The 17269-nt window shown below is 68.0% G+C and carries 13 protein-coding genes; all 13 read left to right on the plus strand.

The features are described 5' to 3' along the window. Nucleotides 1-22 precede the first annotated feature (22 nt). The 13 genes from AC3WLC_RS23165 (at nt 23) to AC3WLC_RS23225 (ending at nt 17233) form a co-directional block, all read left to right on the plus strand. Nucleotides 23-817: a calcium-binding protein gene (locus AC3WLC_RS23165; RefSeq protein ID WP_493686269.1), complete on the plus strand. Its 795-nt coding sequence runs from the start codon at nt 23-25 to the stop codon at nt 815-817. 71 nt (nt 818-888) lie between these two features. After that, complete coding sequence (locus tag AC3WLC_RS23170) at nt 889-3192, plus strand: glycosyltransferase (RefSeq protein ID WP_493686270.1); 2304 nt, start codon at nt 889-891, stop codon at nt 3190-3192. Beyond that, nucleotides 3189-4019, plus strand: a complete 831-nt coding sequence (locus AC3WLC_RS23175; RefSeq protein WP_493686271.1) for a class I SAM-dependent methyltransferase — start codon at nt 3189-3191, stop codon at nt 4017-4019. Before AC3WLC_RS23170 ends, AC3WLC_RS23175 begins: the two co-directional genes overlap by 4 nt. Beyond that, complete coding sequence (locus tag AC3WLC_RS23180; protein WP_493686272.1) at nt 4016-5269, plus strand: glycosyltransferase family 4 protein; 1254 nt, start codon at nt 4016-4018, stop codon at nt 5267-5269. The genes AC3WLC_RS23175 and AC3WLC_RS23180 overlap by 4 nt, the downstream gene beginning before the upstream one ends. Then, the gene (locus AC3WLC_RS23185) at nt 5266-6033 is read left to right on the plus strand and encodes a hypothetical protein (RefSeq protein WP_493686273.1); all 768 of its coding nucleotides are present in this window, start codon (nt 5266-5268) and stop codon (nt 6031-6033) included. The genes AC3WLC_RS23180 and AC3WLC_RS23185 overlap by 4 nt, the downstream gene beginning before the upstream one ends. Before the next feature lie 4 nt (nt 6034-6037). Further along, nucleotides 6038-8218 carry a glycosyltransferase family 2 protein gene (locus AC3WLC_RS23190; RefSeq protein ID WP_493686274.1) on the plus strand — a complete coding sequence of 727 codons (2181 nt, stop codon included), beginning with the start codon at nt 6038-6040 and terminating at the stop codon, nt 8216-8218. Between the two features lie 2 nt (nt 8219-8220). Further along, nucleotides 8221-9525: a glycosyltransferase family 4 protein gene (locus AC3WLC_RS23195; protein ID WP_493686275.1), complete on the plus strand. Its 1305-nt coding sequence runs from the start codon at nt 8221-8223 to the stop codon at nt 9523-9525. A gap of 32 nt (nt 9526-9557) precedes the next feature. Next, entirely contained in the window at nt 9558-10763 is a 1206-nt protein-coding gene (locus AC3WLC_RS23200; RefSeq protein ID WP_493686276.1) for a polysaccharide pyruvyl transferase family protein, read from the plus strand. Next, nucleotides 10760-11962: a hypothetical protein gene (locus AC3WLC_RS23205; RefSeq protein WP_493686277.1), complete on the plus strand. Its 1203-nt coding sequence runs from the start codon at nt 10760-10762 to the stop codon at nt 11960-11962. Before AC3WLC_RS23200 ends, AC3WLC_RS23205 begins: the two co-directional genes overlap by 4 nt. After that, a complete protein-coding gene (locus tag AC3WLC_RS23210; protein WP_493686278.1) occupies nt 11959-13419 on the plus strand; it encodes a polysaccharide pyruvyl transferase family protein in 1461 nt (486 codons plus the stop codon). The genes AC3WLC_RS23205 and AC3WLC_RS23210 overlap by 4 nt, the downstream gene beginning before the upstream one ends. Nucleotides 13420-13564: 145 nt before the next feature. Next, complete coding sequence (locus AC3WLC_RS23215; RefSeq protein WP_493686279.1) at nt 13565-14599, plus strand: GSCFA domain-containing protein; 1035 nt, start codon at nt 13565-13567, stop codon at nt 14597-14599. Between the two features lie 121 nt (nt 14600-14720). Continuing rightward, a complete protein-coding gene (locus AC3WLC_RS23220; protein WP_493686280.1) occupies nt 14721-15002 on the plus strand; it encodes a hypothetical protein in 282 nt (93 codons plus the stop codon). A 71-nt stretch (nt 15003-15073) separates the two neighbouring features. After that, a complete protein-coding gene (locus AC3WLC_RS23225) occupies nt 15074-17233 on the plus strand; it encodes a protein-disulfide reductase DsbD family protein (protein WP_493686281.1) in 2160 nt (719 codons plus the stop codon). Nucleotides 17234-17269 lie beyond the last annotated feature (36 nt).

Here is a 17269-nt window from a genome sequence, read left to right on the forward strand (position 1 = left end):
CAGATCACCGAGGAGGTGACGAATGGCCACGATCGAAGGCAGCGCGTTTGACGATTTTCTGATCGGAACGCGATTCAGTGACGTAATCCATGCAGGTGCCGGCGACGACATCGTCCATGGCGGTAACGAGGTCGACCATCTCTTCGGTGAAGAGGGCGACGACCTGATCTTCGGCGACGGAGGCAACGACTTCATCTCCGGCGGGATCGGGAATGATGCGCTCTTCGGCGGCCAGGGTGACGACATCCTGTCCGGCGATGCGGGCAATGACAGCCTGTTCGGCGGCGAGGGCGACGATGTCCTCGACGGCGGCGCCGGCGACGACATCCTGCGCGGCAATGCCGGCGACGACGTGCTGCGCGGCGGTGACGGCGACGACCTGCTCCAGGGCGGGCCAGGCGACGACATCCTGCTCGGCGGCACCGGCAATGACCTCCTTCAGGGCGGCGCCGGCAGCGACGTGCTCGAAGGCGGCGCTGGCAACGACGTCCTCCAGGGCGGCGCGGGCGACGACCTGCTCTTCGCCGGCGCGGGTGACGACATTCTCTCCGGCGGGTCCGGCGACGACGTCTTCATCTTCAATGGCGGCGGCGGCAACGACGTCGTGCTCGACTTCGATGCCGGTCACGATCTGCTGCAAATCTCCAGCGGCATCAACGGCACCGACATCGGCTCGGCCGAGGATGTGGCGGCGCGGGCCACCACCGTGGGCGGCAATGCCGTCGTCGATCTCGGCAATGGCGACACCGTGACCATCGTCGGTGTCACCGCCGAAGACATCCAGGCCGATCCGAACTCCTACTTCTCGGTCGCCTGACGCTTTTAAGGGCGCCGGCCGGATTTCGGTCCGGCCGGCGCCTACCCCTGCCCTTTCGGAACAGGTTCCTCATGCTCTCTCTCGCGCCCGCGCCGGTCACGGACGGCCTGAGCCCGCAATTGCATCTCTCCAGGCTGAGCGGCTCGGTCTTCCTGCTGAGCTGGACCATCGACGCCCCCGTCCTCGCGCGGCCGCGCATCGCGCTGGCGGCAGGAGAGAAGCGTCTCGCCTCGGCCTCGGTCGTCCTGCCGCTCGGCGACGGACGCCAGCGCGTCATCGTCGTCTTCCGCCATGGCGGGCCCGGCGAGGCCGTCGCGACCCTGTCCGACGACAATCCGGGCGGCGACATCACCGCGCGCTTCGATCCCGATCTCGTCCACGGCATGGCCGATGCGGACGATCTTGTCCGCGACGCGACGCCGGAGGCGCGCCGCATGCTCGCCAACGCGCTGGTCGGCCACTGGCCCACGTTGTTCGGGCTGAGCCAGGCCGCCGGCTATCTCGGCTTCCTGCGCCAATTCCTGCTGATCCTCGCCCGCAAACCCTCGGCGGCGTCCCCGGTTGCCCGGCTCACCGAAGGCAAGGTCCTGCTAGAATCGACCGTTCCCGGCCGACTCGCCGGCATCCGCACCGCCTATCGGCTCGATTCCGGCGGCCTCTCCCGCCTGCCCGGAAAGCCGCGGCTCGGCCGCGCCGATCGCGCCGGCAACCGGCCTTTGCACCTGATCATCGACGAATTCCCGCCGCAGGCCGGCGGCCTGCTGATCCTGCAGGCCGACTCCGGCCTGATCGTCCGGACCGTCGCGGCCCGGCAGGACGTCCCTTCGCTCGGGCGCTGGTGGGCCGGCAAGGCTAGCCAGCGCGACGGCCTGCGCAGCTGGCTGGTCGAGCAGCTCTCCGGCCTCTCCGAGCAGGGCCGCCTGCTGGCGATCGAAATGCAAAGGCGCCTGCCGCTCGCCGCGCAGACCGTGCGCCGCAATGACGACCTGCCCTCGGCCGAGCTCGACCTCGCCGTCACCACCCCGGCTGGGCTCCTGCTCGGCGGCTGGTACCGGGACGCCGAAGGCCTGCTTGGCGAAATGCTGCTGCATCGCTCCGAGGGCGAGCCGGTGCCGGTCCTCGAACGGCTGGAGCAGTTCCCGGCGCTGCTGCCGGCCGGCGCCAAGGGCGACGTGATGCGCGCCTCCGGCTTTGCGGCGCTGATCCCCGGCCATGCCGGTGGTGCGCCGGTGCTGCAGCCGCGGGTCGAGCTGAAGCTGAAATCCGGCACAGTCCTGTCGCTGCGCCCCAATGTGCAGCCAGCGGATGCCGTCGCTATTCGCGCTCGCGCGCTGGCCGCGATCCCGCCGCAGCACCTGACCGCGCAGATGCTGGAGCGGACGATCGCGCCGGTGCTCGCCGAGTGCCAAAAGGCGCTGCGCGAGAGCCTGCCTGAGCCGCGGATCAAGAGCTTCGGCAAGGGGCCGGCGAGCCCGGCCGTCTCGGTGGTGATCCCGCTCTACCGCGTCTACGATTTCCTGCGCATCCAGGTCGCTGCCTTCGCCGCCGATCGCTGGTTCGCCGAGAAGGCCGAGCTGATCTACGTGCTCGATTCGCCCGAGCACGAGGGCGAGGTCGCCCACCTCCTCGGCGGGCTCTTCCTTGCCTATGGGCTGCCGATGCAGCTCGTGGTGATGGGCCGCAATGGCGGCTTCTCGGCCGCCTGCAATGCCGGCGCGGCCGCCTCGCGCGGGCAGGCGCTGGCGCTGGTCAATTCCGACGTCATCCCGGACAGCGAAGGCTGGCTGCCGGCGCTGCTGCAACGTCTGGAGCCGCATCGGCGCACCGGCGCAGTCGGCCCCAAGCTGCTCTACGATGATGGCTCGCTGCAGCATGCTGGGCTCTTCTTCAAGCGCGACAGTAAAGGCACCTGGCTCAACCATCATTACTTCAAGGGCATGCCCAGCGGCTATGCGCCGGCCAATGTCGAGCGGCCGGTGCCCGGCGTCACCGGCGCCTGCATCGTCATGCCGCGGGCGCTGTTCATGGAGATCGGCGGCTTCGACGACGCTTACGTGATCGGCGACTACGAGGACAGCGATCTCTGCCTCAAGATCGCCCGGGCCGGGCTCGGCATCGTCTATGTCCCGAGCGTCCAACTCTACCATCTCGAGCGCCAGTCGATCTCGAAGAGCCTCGACTACACGCGCGGCGTCGCCTCGCAGCACAATTCCTGGCTCCAGACCAAGCGCTGGGACGCTCAGATCGAAGCGCTGATGGCGGCGGTCGACAAGCCCGCGCCGCAGGAGCCTGCGCCACCGCCGGCGCCGACCATGAGCCCCGACCCCGAATTCTTCCTCTCCCGCGCCAATCTCAGAAGGGCGACAGCGGCATGACGGCGACCCTCGCCTTGCGACAGATCACGGAACCGGCTCCCGCGACCTTGCCGGCGACGCCAGAGCTCGCCTGGCTGATGGCCCATGTCCAGACGAACCGTTTCCTGCCGCATCCGCCGCCGGATTCGATCTTCGTCGGCGATGGCGACTATCGCGCCATCGGCGCCGAGTTTTTGGGCCATTTCGTCCGGATCGGCCGGCTGCAGCCACATGAGCGCGTCTTCGATATCGGCTGCGGCATCGGCCGCATGGCGGTGCCGCTGACGCAGTATCTCGATCCCGAGCGTGGCAGCTATGACGGCGTCGACCCGGTCATGGACGGTATCCTCTGGTGTGCCCAGACGATCACGCCGGCCTATCCGCGTTTCCGCTTCCAGCGCCTCGACATCGCCCATCCGCTCTACAACCCGCAAGGCTCGCTCCCGGGCAACGAAGTCCGATTCGGCTTCCCGAACCAGAGCTTCGACTTCATCACCATGACCTCGGTGGCGACGCATCTGCCGCCCGACGAGCTGGTGGTCTATCTCAACGAAGCCTCGCGCCTGCTCGCGCCCGGCGGCCGGCTCTTCCTCACCGCCTTCGCGCTCGACGGCCAGAGCACCGGCCAGGAGCGCCTGAAGTTCCGGCGCTGGGGCGAGGGCCCGGGCTGGTATGCGATCGAGGAAGCGCCGCTGGCGGCCGCCGGGATCGATGCCGGCTTCCTCTTGGAGCACGCCACCCAGGCCGGCCTCGCGGTCGAGCGGCTCGACCCCGGCCATTGGCGCGGCCACAGCGCGGCCCATTATCAGGACCTGCTGCTTGCGGTGAAGCCGGGAGGCCAGCGATGAGCCGGCGCATCCTCGTCGTCGCCCATAATCACCCCGATCTGCATCCGGGCGGTACCGAGATCTTCGCGCACGACCTGGCGAGTGCCTATCGCGGCGAGGGCTGCGAGGTGCTCTTCCTCGGCGCGACCAATGCGATCCACCGCCAGCCGCATCCCGGCACCGCCTTCCAGGCGACGGGAGCGAACGGCGACCTCCTGCTGTGGAGCGGCCATTTCGACCGCTTCCACCTCAGCCAGATCGATCATTACGGCACCTTGCAGGATCTCGGCTCGCTCTTGACCGAGTTCCGGCCGGACGTGATCCACATCCATCATCTCGTGCTGATTGGCGCCGAGTTCCTGGCGCTGGCGCGACGTCTGCTGCCGCAGGCGTCAATCGTGATGACGCTGCACGACTATTATTCGATCTGCCACCATGACGGGCTGATGGTGCGGGCGAACGACAAGCAGCGCTGCACCGGTGCTTCGCCGGCAAAGTGCCATGGCTGCTTCCCGGAAATCGGTCCCGACCGCTTCCTGCTGCGCGAGCGCTTCCTGAAGACGCATCTCGCCGCCGTCGACCGCTTCGTCGCGCCGAGCCGCTTCCTGCGCCAGCGCTATCTCGACTGGGGCCTGCCAGCTGAGAAGATCGAGGTCGTCGCCAATGCACGGCCAGCGCAGATGCCGGTGCCGCACCGGCACACCCATGGCGCCCGCAACCGCTTCGGCTATTTCGGCAATCTCAACCCGTGGAAGGGCGTGCTGCCGCTGCTGCAGGCCGCCAAGCTCCTGCGCGACGAGGGCGGTGAGAGCTTCGAACTGCGCATCCATGGCGGCGCGCCGTTCCAGAGCGAGGCCTTCACCACCGCGCTGGACAAGGCGCTTTCAGAAGCAGGTGCGGAAGTCATCCATTGCGGCCCCTATCGCCGCGACGAGATGCCGGCGCTGATGGCCGAGGTCGACTGGGTGGTGATGCCCTCGATCTGGTACGAGAACGCCCCACTCGTCATCCAGGAAGCCTTCCAGCACCTGCGGCCGGTGATCGCCAGCAATATCGGCGGCATGGCCGAGATGGTGCGCGACGGCGTCGACGGTTTGCACGCCCGCCCGGGCGATCCGCGCCAGCTCGCGCAGGTGATGCGCCGCGCCGCGAGCGAGGACGGGCTGTGGCGCCGCCTCGTCGACGGCATCGATTTCCAACCCGGCATGGATGACTGCGCGCAGGCGCACCTTGCCCTGTTCGATCAACTCAAACTGGCGGAGGCGGCATGACCAGCATGACGACGATGCACAGTCCGGACGGTACCGTGAGCGAAGCGAGCGCGACCCCGGCAAAGCTCAACGGGCGCGTCGACGCGCTCGACGGCAACCGGCTGCATGGCTGGATCTGGGACGAGGCCCGTCCCGAGGAGCGGCTGACCGTGCGCCTGATGCGCAATGGCCTCAAGGTGCAGGAGGCGGTGGCCGACCAGGGCCGCATCGACCTGCGCCGCAACGGCATCGGCGACGGCCGGCACGCTTTCGCCATGGAGCTCGACGACCGGACCGCGGCGGCGCGCGAGGCGCTGACCATCGTCGGTATCTCGCCGAGCACCGGCGCCGAGCTCGAATTGCGCCTGCCGCCGCCGGCGGAACTCGCGGCGGAGGCGGCGATCGCCGTGCCGCTCGCCCGCTTCTTCGACCGGGTCGAGGCGCTGATCGCGCTGCAGCGACGCTCGCAGCTCACCCAGAAGGAACTGCTCGACAAGGTCGGAGAGCTCGGCGTGCAGCTGGCGCAGCATCGCCAGCGGGAAGCCGAGGTGAGGCAATCCGAAGAGGTCGAGGGCAATGGCGCGATCGCGTCCCGTCTCGGCGAGATCGACGTCTTCCAGATGCGCTTCGACCAGACGTTGCGCGCCTTCGACGACCGGCTGGTCGCGATCCGCAAGGAAGCCAAGGCGCCGCTCCGGCAGGTCACCGTCGTGCTCGGCTTCCTCTCGGGGCTGTCGGCGGTGCTCTCCTTCGTCACCCTCACCGTCATGCTGATGGGCAGGTGACGCGATGAACGAGGTCATCATCCCCGAGCGGACCATGATCAGCCCGGCGCCGACCGTGGCCTGGACCCCGCTCGGCGAGAACGCGATCCTGGTGATGAGCGCCTGCGATGCGCTGCCCGGCAAGGTGCCGGTCGCGGTCGACGGCAATCCGCGCAACCGGGTCGAGACGATGGCGCTGACCTGGCGCCGGCCGCAGGCCGATGCCGCACACGCCACCGGCTTCCTCTGCCTCGCCCCCGCCCCGTCGCCGGATCGTGCCGGCTCCGGCGCGATCCTGCTCGGCCGACCTGGCCGTCCCTTGCGCCTGATCCTGGCGCCGAAGCCGATGCCGCTGCAGGCCTTCCTCGCCGCTCTCGCCGAGGAGGCCGGCCAATCCTTCCCGACAGTAGTCGACGGGCTGCTGGAGGTGCTCCTGTCCGGCAAGTCGAACCCGCGCCGCCTGCGCGCCGTCGGCATGCTGCTGCAGTCGGTCGCCAAGCCCGGCGGCTTCGTCGAAGTGATGGGCCCGCTCGAAGAGGGCATCTTCCTGCAGGGCTGGACCTCGAATTTCTCCGCCGGCCGAACCAAGCTGCTGATCGCCCATGGCGGGCTGTCACCAGCGGTGCTGGAGGCCGGCACCTTCGAGCGCGACGATCTCGGCGAGGGCGCCTGCGGCTTCTTCGGCCTGCTGGAGGAGTGCGCGATCCGCCATCCCAGCGAGATCGAGCGGCTGTTCTTCCGCGCCAATGACGGCTGGCGGGCGCTCGAAGTCTATGACCGCCACGTCCTGCTCGAGCAGATCACGGTGCCCGGCCATCTGCGCGACGGGCTGCAGCGCGGTACTGCCCCCCCGGCGACGACTGAGAAGCTGAAGCAGGCCTCGCAGCGCTTCGATGGCCGCGACACCATCTCCTTCCTGGAGCAGCCGGTGCGCGCCGGGATCGACGATGCCACCATCGTCGAGGGCACCGGCGTCCTGATCATCGGCTGGCTGTTCGATCCCGAGCGCCTGACCGGCAACGTCACGCTGCGCAGCGGCACGCAGTCCTGCGCCATCGACAAGAACTGGACGCGAGCGGTACGGCCGGACGTCACCGCCGCCTTCGCGGAGGACCCACGCTTCGGCCCGGCCATGGCGAGCCGGCGCAACAGCCACGGCTTCATCGTCTTCGCGCCGAAGCTGCTGCCGGAGCCCGGCCAGCCGCTCTATCTCGAATTCGAGGTCGAAGGCCACGGGCCGGCCTTCCTGCCGCTGGCGCCCGGGCGCAACCCGGCGCGGCGCGCGCTGGAGCGGGTCTTCGGCTTGCTCGATCCGCGCTCCTCGACCGCGACCGCCGTGGTCGAGAAGCAGATCGCGCCCGCTTTGCAGGCCGCCGAGATCCCGCCGCCCAAGGCGATCGAGACGCATGACATCGGCCGCTTCAATGCCGATGCGGCGCTCGGACTGGTGATCGGGCTCGACCAGCGCCAGCGCGAGCTCTCCAGCCTGTTCGCCCTGCTGGCGATCGACCCCGAGGTCAGGCCGCTGCCGATCGTCGTCGCCGCCCCCGGCGAGAGCTTCGACCGGCTCGGCGCCGAGGCGCGACGGCTGGCCAAGTTCTACGGGCTCCAGGTCCGGCTCGTGCTGGTCGAGGGTGTCGAGGACAGCTGTGATGCGCTGGAGGCGGGCGTGCGCGCCTGCCGCTTCCAGACGGTGGCGCTGCTCTCCGGCGCGGCCCAGATCCGCATGCCTGGCTGGCTCGGGCGGCTGGAGCGCGCCTATCGCGGCCGCGGCGGCCAATGCGTCGCGAGCCCGACCCTGCTGTTCGAGGACAATTCGATCCGCTGGGCCGGCGCCTGGCTCGAAGGCGAAGGCGCCAACCGGCGCGTTTACAACCGCTTCGTCGGCTATCCGCTGGATGCGATCGGCAGCCTCGGGCCGATGGAGGTCGCCGCCGGCGCGACCGAATGCTGCGTGATGTCGCGCAACGCCTTCCTCGAAGCCGACGGCTTCTCGCGCAGCTATTTCACGCCCAGCGAGAAGGGCCTCGACCTCTGCCTCAAGCTCAGGATGAACGGCGTCCCCTCGCTCTGGGTGCCGGAGGTCGAGATCTATGTCGTCGAGGACGGTGAGACCCGCCCGCATGTCGGCGCACTGATCAACCTCGCCGACCGCACCAGTTTCGACCGGCGCTGGGCGCTGGCCATTTCCAACATGAGAGGATGAGCATGCGTATCCTCGTCGTCTCGCACGGCCACCCTTCCTTCTCGCTCGGCGGCGCCGAAGTCGCCTCCTACAACCTGCACAAGGGCTTCCAGGCCAATAGCGAGGTGGACACCCACTATCTCGCCAGGGTCGGCGCGCCGACACCGCGCCATGCCGGCACGGCGCTGATGAGCCTGCGCCAACGCGGCGGCGAACTGCTCTACTACGCCGAGGAATACGACCACTTCCTGCTCTCGAATCGCGCCACCGACGAGATCGAGCGCGACTTCGTCCGCGTCTTGCGCGACCTGAAGCCCGATGTGGTGCATTTCCACCATTTCATCGGGCTCGGCCTCGAATGCATCTTCGCGGTGCGCGACACGCTGCCGGATGCGCTGATCGTGGTGACCTTCCACGAATATCTCTCGATCTGCCATCATCACGGCCAGATGGTGAAGACCGGCGCCTTCAAGCTCTGCTACAAATCCTCGCCGAGCGATTGCAACGCCTGCTTCCCGGACATTTCGCCGTCGCGCTTCCTGGCGCGCGAGACCTTCATCAAGGGCATCCTCAACCTCGCCGACCATTTCATCTCGCCAAGCCGCTTCCTCGCCGAGCGCTACCAGCAATGGGGGCTTTCGGCCGAGCGCTTCTCGGTGATCGAGAACGGCATCGACGTCGCCGAGGTCGCGCCGCCGCGGCCCGGGCCGCAAGAGAACGGTCGGCGCTCGCGCTTTGCCTATTTCGGTCAGCTCACGCCCTATAAGGGCGCCGACGTGCTGATCGACGCCGTCACCCGCATCCCGGAGGACGTCTGGGGCGAGGACAGCGTGCTTCTGGTCTATGGCGGCAATCTCGATCGCCAACCCGAGGCCTACAAGAAGAAGTTCACCGACCTGGTCGAGGCGGCCGGGCGGCGCGTGCGCTTCTGCGGCCCCTTCCAGAACCATGAGATGCCGAACCTGATGCGTTCGGTCGACTGGGTGGTGATGCCGTCGGTCTGGTGGGAGAACTCGCCGATCGTGATCCAGGAGGCCTTCTTCCATGGCCGCCCGATCCTCTCCAGCAATCTCGGCGGCATGGCCGAGAAGATCACCGACGAGGTCGACGGGCTGCATTTCCGCTCCGGCAGCCCGGAGGATCTCGTCGACTGCATGACCCGGGCGCTGAGCGAGCCCGGGCTCTGGGAGCGCCTGCGCGCAGGCATCAAGAAGCCGCTCAGCCATGTCGACTGCGCCAATCAGCATCTCGCGCTCTACCAGCGCCTGATTGCCGACCGAGGCGTGACGACCCCGGCCAATCGCGCCGCCGCGCCGATGATCGCGTGAGCGACGCGAAGACAAGAAGGGAGAACGCAACCATGGCCCGCATCCTCGTGATCAGCCCGTCGGGCGAGGTCTACGACCACGACAATGTCCGCTGGTACCGCCATGCCGACCTGCAGAGCCACATCAACCACTATCACAACATCGGCGACGCCTTCGTCTTCGATTCCTCGCTGAAGCTGCTCAACTTCGAGAAGCTCGAGGAACTGCCGATCACCAGCATCGATCCCGCCCAGATCGACCGGTTCAACGCCGAGTTCGACTATGTCTTCCTGCGCGGCTCGAACTATGTGCACGCCGGCATGAACTGGAGCCGCACCGCCGAGGTGCTGCGCCGGCTCAAGCTGCCGGTGCTCGCCTTCGGCATCGGCGCGCAGGCCCCGGTCAGTGGCAAGCTCGAGCTCAGCGAGGACAGCAAGACCGTTCTCAAGCTGATCTCGGACTCGACCGCCTCGGTCGGCGTGCGCGGCACCTATTCGGCCGAGGTGATGAACGAGCTCGGCATCAAGAATGCCCGGATCATCGGCTGCCCGACCGCCTTCCGCAACAACCGGCCGGACCTCGCCATCCGCCTGCCGGCGCTCGACGCGGTAAAACAGGTCGGCGTCACCCTGCGCCGCGAGGTCTCCAAGCACTACGCCAAGGACATCAAGCGCTACCTCTCCTTCCACCGCGACCTGGTGAAGGCGATGGCGGATCGCTTCGAGATCACGCTGATGTCGCAGGGCGAGGTCGAGGAGAAGAAGCTCGCGCTCGGCACGCCCGAGCAGAAGCTGGAGGGCATGGCCGCCCTGCGCGAGAACGGCTGGGCGATGGCCTGGTACCTCGATGAGCAGATGGAAGGCCTCTACCGCGACCGGATGTTCTATTCGGACGTCGTGGCCGGCTACGAGCAGCTCGTGCGCAAGCTCGATCTCGTGCTCGGCTATCGGCTGCACGGCAATCTGATGGCGCTCGCCAACGGCACGCCCTCGATCTACTTCACCTATGACAGCCGCACCGTCGAATTCGCCGAGACCTTCCAGATCCCGAGCGTCGATGTCTTCGGCGACAAGCCGTTCAAGCTGGAAGAGTACTGGGACCAGGTGCTCTTCGACCGCTTCAACGCGGCCTACGCCCGGACCTATGGCGCGATGAGCGCCTTCCTCAGCGAGAACAAGGTCGACCACAAGATGGTGAGGCCCGCTGTCGCCGCCCCGTCCGCACCGCCGGCTCCCGAGCCGGAAAGGAAGGTGGCATGAGGAACCTTCGCAGCGCCTTCGCCTGGCTGCCGGCGGCATTGCTGGCCGTCGCCGCTCCGGTCGCCGGCCTCGCTCAGCAGGCGCCGGGTCCGAAAGGGCCCGGCTACCGGCTGGAGATCGCGCCCGACGCGAAGGAGGAGACGGTCGTCTCCTGGGCGCGCGAGCGCTGCGAGGAATGGGACCTGCCGGACGCGCCCCTGCGCGCCTTCCGCGACAACAAGGGCGAGGTCGTCGCCTTCGCCAGCCATTATCGCAGCCGGCCGCTGATCGGCGGCAATCTCGGCGCGATCCGCAAGAGCTGCGCGGTCTCCTTCGAGGCGAAGAGCAGCGCCGACCCCAGCCAGTTCAGCGACAAGAGCTGGATCGCCGCGACCTGGACCGGCGACGGCCGCAATGTCGAGGCGCTGGTCCATGCCGAGTACCATGCCGACAAGCATCCCGGCGCCTGCCGTTTCAAGGATGCGATGAGCTGCTGGTACAATGTCGTCACCGCCGCGCATTCCAGCGATGGCGGTCTCAGCTTCAAGACCGACGAGCCGCGTCCGCTGGTGGCCGCCCCCGGCTTTCCCCAGGAGATCGGCCAGGGTCGCCATCGCGGCTTCTTCAACCCGTCTAACATCGTCCAGAAGGACGGCGCCTGGTACGCGCTGATCATGACCACCGGCGGCGAGGGCCAGAAGAACGGCGTCTGCCTGTTCCGCTCGACCAACATCAAGGACCCGACCTCCTGGCGCGCCTATGATGGGCAGGATTTCACCATCCGCGCCGTCGATCCCTATCGCGACGACCTCAGCCAGGCGCGGCCCTGCCAGACGCTCAAGCCGCTGCCGACCACCGTGGGATCGCTGACCCGGCACGAGCCGAGCGGAAAATGGCTCGCGCTGCTCCATCTCGGCCCCGATCCGAGCCAGAACATCGCCGGCGGCCGCGTCGCCTATAGCTGGTCCGACGACCTGATCCGCTGGTCGCCGCTGCAGACCCTGATGGTGCAGCCGACGATGTGGAGCAAGAACTGCAGCGACCGGCTGCGCTACGGCTATGGCGCCCTCGCCGACCCCGCCTCGCGCTCGCGCAATTTCGAGACCACCGGCGACGAGGCCTATCTCTTCATGACCAGGATGAAGGTCGCCGACTGCAAGCTCGGACCCGATCGCGATCTGGTCCGCCTCAAGGTTCAGTTCGTCAAGGAGGGGCCATGAACGCGCCCGTGCTCAATCTCGGCTCCGTCGTCTCGGCGCAGAACGCCATCAAGATTCTGCGCGCCACCACCGGCGAAGTCGTCGTCGCCATCGGTCGCCGGCCCGACCGGAGCTGGCCAGCGCTCAAGCTGCTGCTCGACGGGCAGGACTACGCCACCATCCATCCCGGCGCGATCGTCACCGGCGACGCCGATGTCGCCGAGCTGACGATCCCGCTGCCAGCTATGCCCAACGGGCGCCCCCACTCGGTCGCGATCGCCGACGCAGCCACGGGCACGCTCGCCCCGGGCTCGAATCTGCGTCCGATCGCGACCGAGACTAAATTGCGCGCGCTGGTGATCTATCCGGCTGGCGAGGTGCATGAGCACGACAAGGTGCGCTGGTACCGCGCGCCGATGGAGAAGCTGCTCTCCGACTACTTCAACATCGGCGACATGATCGTCTACGATTCGACGCTGAAGCTCCTGCGCTATGCGCATCTGGAGCCGATGAAGATCATGTCGCCGACCGAGGCCGATATCGAGCGCTATGCCAGCGAATTCGATTACGTCTTCGTGCGCGGCTCGAACTTCATCCATGAGAACATGGAGTGGTTCCGCGCCGTCGAGGTGCTGGAGCGGGTGAAGCTGCCGGTCTACGCCATCGGCGTCGGCGCGCAGGCGAGCCAGAACCGCAAGATCGAGCTGCCCGAGCCTTCGAAGCGCTTCTGGTCGATCGTCGCCGAGCGCTGCGCCTCGATCGGCGTGCGCGGCGCCTTCAGCGCCGAGACCCTGCGCCAGAACGGCATCCGCAATGTCGAGGTCGTCGGCTGCCCCTCGATCTTCCGCACCCGCAATCGCGACCTCAAGATCCGCATTCCTGACCAGCGCGAGATCCGCAAGGTCGCCTTTAGCCTGCGCCGCGAGGCCGACAAGAGCTACACCGCCGACCCCGAGGCCTATCTGCGCAACCAGAAGGCCGCGCTGCTCAAGGTCGATGCCCAAAGCGAGATGGTGATGTCCTCGCATGGCGAGCAGGAGGAGAAGGCGTTCTTCCTGCGCGATGGCGCCGCCAAGGAGAAGGCTGTCGCCGAGTTCGTGAAAACCAAGTGGTGGGACGGTCCGGACGATGCTCCGATGCGGCGCATCTACGAGAAGCAGTTGTTCTCGTTCTTCGACGTCGAGCGCTATGACGAGTTCGCGAGGTCGATCGACCTCGCCGTCGGCTACCGCGTCCATGGCGTGCTGCCGGCGGTCGCCCATGGCGTGCCCGGCGTGCTCGTCGCCTATGACACGCGCAGCCAGGAGCTGGCGGAGACGCTGAAGATCCCGGTCGTGCCGGAAGCGGCGCTGGCCGAGGGCGGCTGGCGCGCCGTCTACCAGGAGGCGGCGCTCAACAATCTCGCGAAGAGCTATGCCGCCTCCTACGACCGGATGCGCGGCTTCCTCGATCGCAACGGCATTCCCCACCGCATGTGAACAAACCCGGCGCGGCGAAGACCGCGCCGGTTGGAGGAAACGCCCGGAGGTCACCGGGCCATCTGCAAACGCCCGGCGTGCTTACGAGACTTCCCCAGTCCGCAGCGTCGAGCCCAAGAGGTTTGCACGAACCAGGAGACGATCGATGAAGATCGAATACGATGCCGGCACGGCCCTTTCCATCATGCGCGGCAATCCCGTGCGCGGCTGGACCTCGGGCAAGCCCGAGAAGATGGCCAAGGAGCGGCTGACCACCGGCAACTACCTCGCCGTCCAGCACAAGCCGAAATTCAAGATCGACCCGACCTGGCCGATCTTCACCATGGGCTCCTGCTTCGCACGCGAGGTCGAGAACATCCTGATGATGCGCGGCCTGCCGCTGCTGCTGCGCGGCCATGGCGTGCCGGCCGAGCATTTCGAGAGCTGGGACGAGGCGACGGGCCGCGGTGGCGGCGCCGATCGTGGCCAGCTTTCCCGCGGCGCGCTCAACAAGTACTCGGTCCGCTCGATGACGCATGAGCTGAAGCGCGTGCTACGCGGCGAGAGCTACCCCAATGACGGGCTGATCGAGCTCGCCCCCGGGCAATGGTTCGATCCGCATGCCAGCGGCCTCAGGCTGCTCGAGCGCGAGACCGCCTTCGCCAACCGAAAGCGCCTCACCGAGGCGACGGCGACGATCAAGCAGGCGAAGATCTGTTTCTTCACGCTTGGCCTGACCGAGACCTGGCTCGATGCCGAGACCGGGATCGCGATGAACGCCCATCCCGGGCCGAGCTGGCTGCAGCGCATGCCGGAGCGCTTCCGTTTCGTCGACTACGGCTACGATGCGACGCTGGCCGACATGCTCGACATCATCGGGTTGATCCGCGAGCACTGCAATCCGGGGATGCGCTTCGTCGTCACCGTCTCGCCGGTGCCGTTCGGCGCGACCTTCAAGGACGCCGACGTGATCGTCGCCAACAGCGCCTCGAAATCGCTGTTGCGGGCGGTGGCCGAGGAGCTGTTCCGGCGCTTCGACTATGTCGACTACTTCCCGAGCTACGAGATCGTGCTCAACTCGCCGCGGACGATCGCCTTCGAGGACGACCAGCTCCATATCGCCCGCGAGATGGTCGCGCATGTGATGACGACCTTCCAGGGCGCCTATCTGCCGCCGGTCGAGCAGCCGCAAGCAGCCTGATCATAAGCCGGTCGCCCTGACCGGTTCGACATGCCAAGATGCGCCGGGCGCCGACGAACGGCCCCCGGCGCAGGCTTGTCCGGTGGCCGTCCGACCGCCCGATCAGAATCGGGAGGACGAGATGAACGTCGCCAATCTTCAGCTCGAAGGCATGCTTCTGGCCTTCACCGCCGTGCTGCGCTCACTGGTCGCATCCGGCGCCCTGAGCGAAGCGGAGCTCAAGGCCGCGCTGGCGCAGGCCGAGCAGACCGGGCTCGGCGACCGGCAGCGCTGCGACCAGCTCAGCCCGAGCCAGCGCGACTCGCTCGCCTTCGCCGCCCGCTTCCTCTCGATCGCGACGCGGCCGGATAGCGGCATGCGCCCCTTCTCGGAGGTGGCGCGCGAGGTCGGCCGTACCACCTGACCCTGCGACCTCGCGCCGCCCTCACCCGCTTGTCATTGGCTTTTCGCGACAGAAGCGGGCATCTGATCGGCATGATCGCGACGAGCCTCCCGCGCCGGACCGCATTCCGGCTGTTGCAGCGCGCCTCAGTGGCGCTGGCCTTGCTCGCGCCTGTGCCCGTGCTTGCCGCCGAATCCACGCCCGTGACCTCGGCCCGCGTCACCGCGACCTTGCTGTCGAGCCGCGATGCGGTCGCGCCGGGCGAGCGCTTCCAGGTCGCCCTGACGCAGAAGCTGGCGCCGGGCTGGCACAGCTACTGGCAGAATCCCGGCGATTCCGGCGAGGCGACGAAGATCGACTGGACGCTGCCGGAGGGCGTGAGCGCCGGTGCGATCCGGTGGCCGACGCCGAAAGCGATCCGGGTCGAGCCGCTCGTCAATTTCGGCTTCGAGGACCATGTCCTGCTGCCGGTCGAGATCACGGTTCCCGCCAATGCCAAGCCGGGCGAGACGCTGACGCTCTCGGCCAAGGCGACCTGGCTGGTCTGCGAGAAGATCTGCATTCCCGAAGAGGGCGCATTCACGCTCGATCTGCCGATCGCGGCGACCGGCGCGGTCGATACTGCCGCGCAGGCGCGGATCGACGAGGCGATCGCCGCCCTGCCGAAGCCAGCCGGCTTCACCGGCAAGCTGACGGCGAAGGGCGAGGACAAGCTTGCGCTCGCTCTGCCCGGCCTGCCGGCCGGCGCCAGCGATATCCGTTTCTTCCCGGTCCTGGACACGCTGATCGAGCATGCGGCCGAGCAGCCGCTCGCGAACGGCGCGCTCACCCTGACCCGCTCGACCGCCTTCAAGGTGGGCACGCCGACGACCGATGGCGTCCTCACCTTCACAGAGGGTGGCGCCAAGCGTGCTTTGGCGCTCAGCGCCGAGGTCGAGCCTGCCCTGCTGCAAGCTGCTGCCGCTCCGGCGCAGGCACCGGCCAAGGTGGTTCTGCCGCCGCCTCCGGCCGAGGATTTGACGCTCCTTCTGGCGCTGGCCTTCGCCTTTGCCGGAGGCTTGATCCTCAACCTGATGCCTTGCGTGCTGCCCGTGCTGTTCATCAAGGCACTCGGCTTCGCCCAGGTGGCGCAGGCGAGCCGCGGCGAGGTCCGCCAGCAGGGCCTGCTCTTCCTCGCCGGCGTGCTTGCGACCTTCTTCGTGCTGGCCTCGCTGGTGATCACGCTCGGCGCCGGCTGGGGCTTCCAGCTGCAATCGCCGCCGCTCGTCATCCTGCTCGCGGTGCTGATGACGCTGATCGGCTTCAACCTGATCGGCGCCTTCGAGATCGGCGGCCGCCTGCAAGGGGTCGGCGACGGGCTCGCCAGTCGCAGCGGCCCGGTCGGCGCCTTCATGACGGGAGCGCTCGCCGTCGTCGTCGCGACGCCCTGTACCGCCCCGTTCATGGGCGCGGCGATGGGCTATGCACTGACCCAGCCACCGGCCGCGGCGCTCTCGATCTTCATGGCGCTGGCGCTCGGCTTTGCCGCGCCGGTGGTGGCGCTCTCCTTCGCACCCGGGCTGCTGCGTCTTTTGCCCAGGCCCGGCCGCTGGATGATTATCCTCAAGCAGGCCTTCGCCTTTCCGATGTTCGCAACCGCGATCTGGCTCGTCTGGGTCGCAACCATGCAGGCCGGGGCCGATGGTGCGCTCGCCGCGCTCGTCGCAATCCTCGTCGCCGGCTTCGCGCTCTGGCTGATCGGCGTGACGCGTGGCAGCGGCCGTGCCCTGCGCGCCATCGCGGCTGCAGTGGCCATCCTGCTCGTCGGCGCGACCTCGGCCTTCGTGATCGAAAGCGCGACGCCCTCGTCCCAGCCGACCGCCCAGGCTGGCACGGATGCGCCCGGCGTCTGGTCGCCGGCACGGGTCGCGGAATTGCAGGCGCAGGGCAAGCCGGTCTTCGTCAACTTCACCGCCGCCTGGTGCATCACCTGCCTCGCCAATGACCGGGTGGCGCTGTCGCGGCAGGAGGTGAAGGACGCCTTCGCCAAGCTCGGCGTCGCCTATCTCAAGGCCGACTGGACCAATCGCGACGCGACCATCGCCGCAACGCTGGCGGAGTATGGCCGCGCCGGCGTGCCGCTCTATCTGTTCTATCCGGGCACGAAGGGCGCGCAGGCGGAAGTGCTGCCGCAATTGCTGACGCCCGAGACTGTGGTGAGCGCGGCGCAGCGCGCCGCCGGCAAAGAGGTGAAGACCGCCACCGCACGATAACACTGCCCACGCCGACGCATCTGCCACCAACCGATG

Source organism: Allobosea sp. GW821-FHT03A12 (assembly GCF_058986765.1).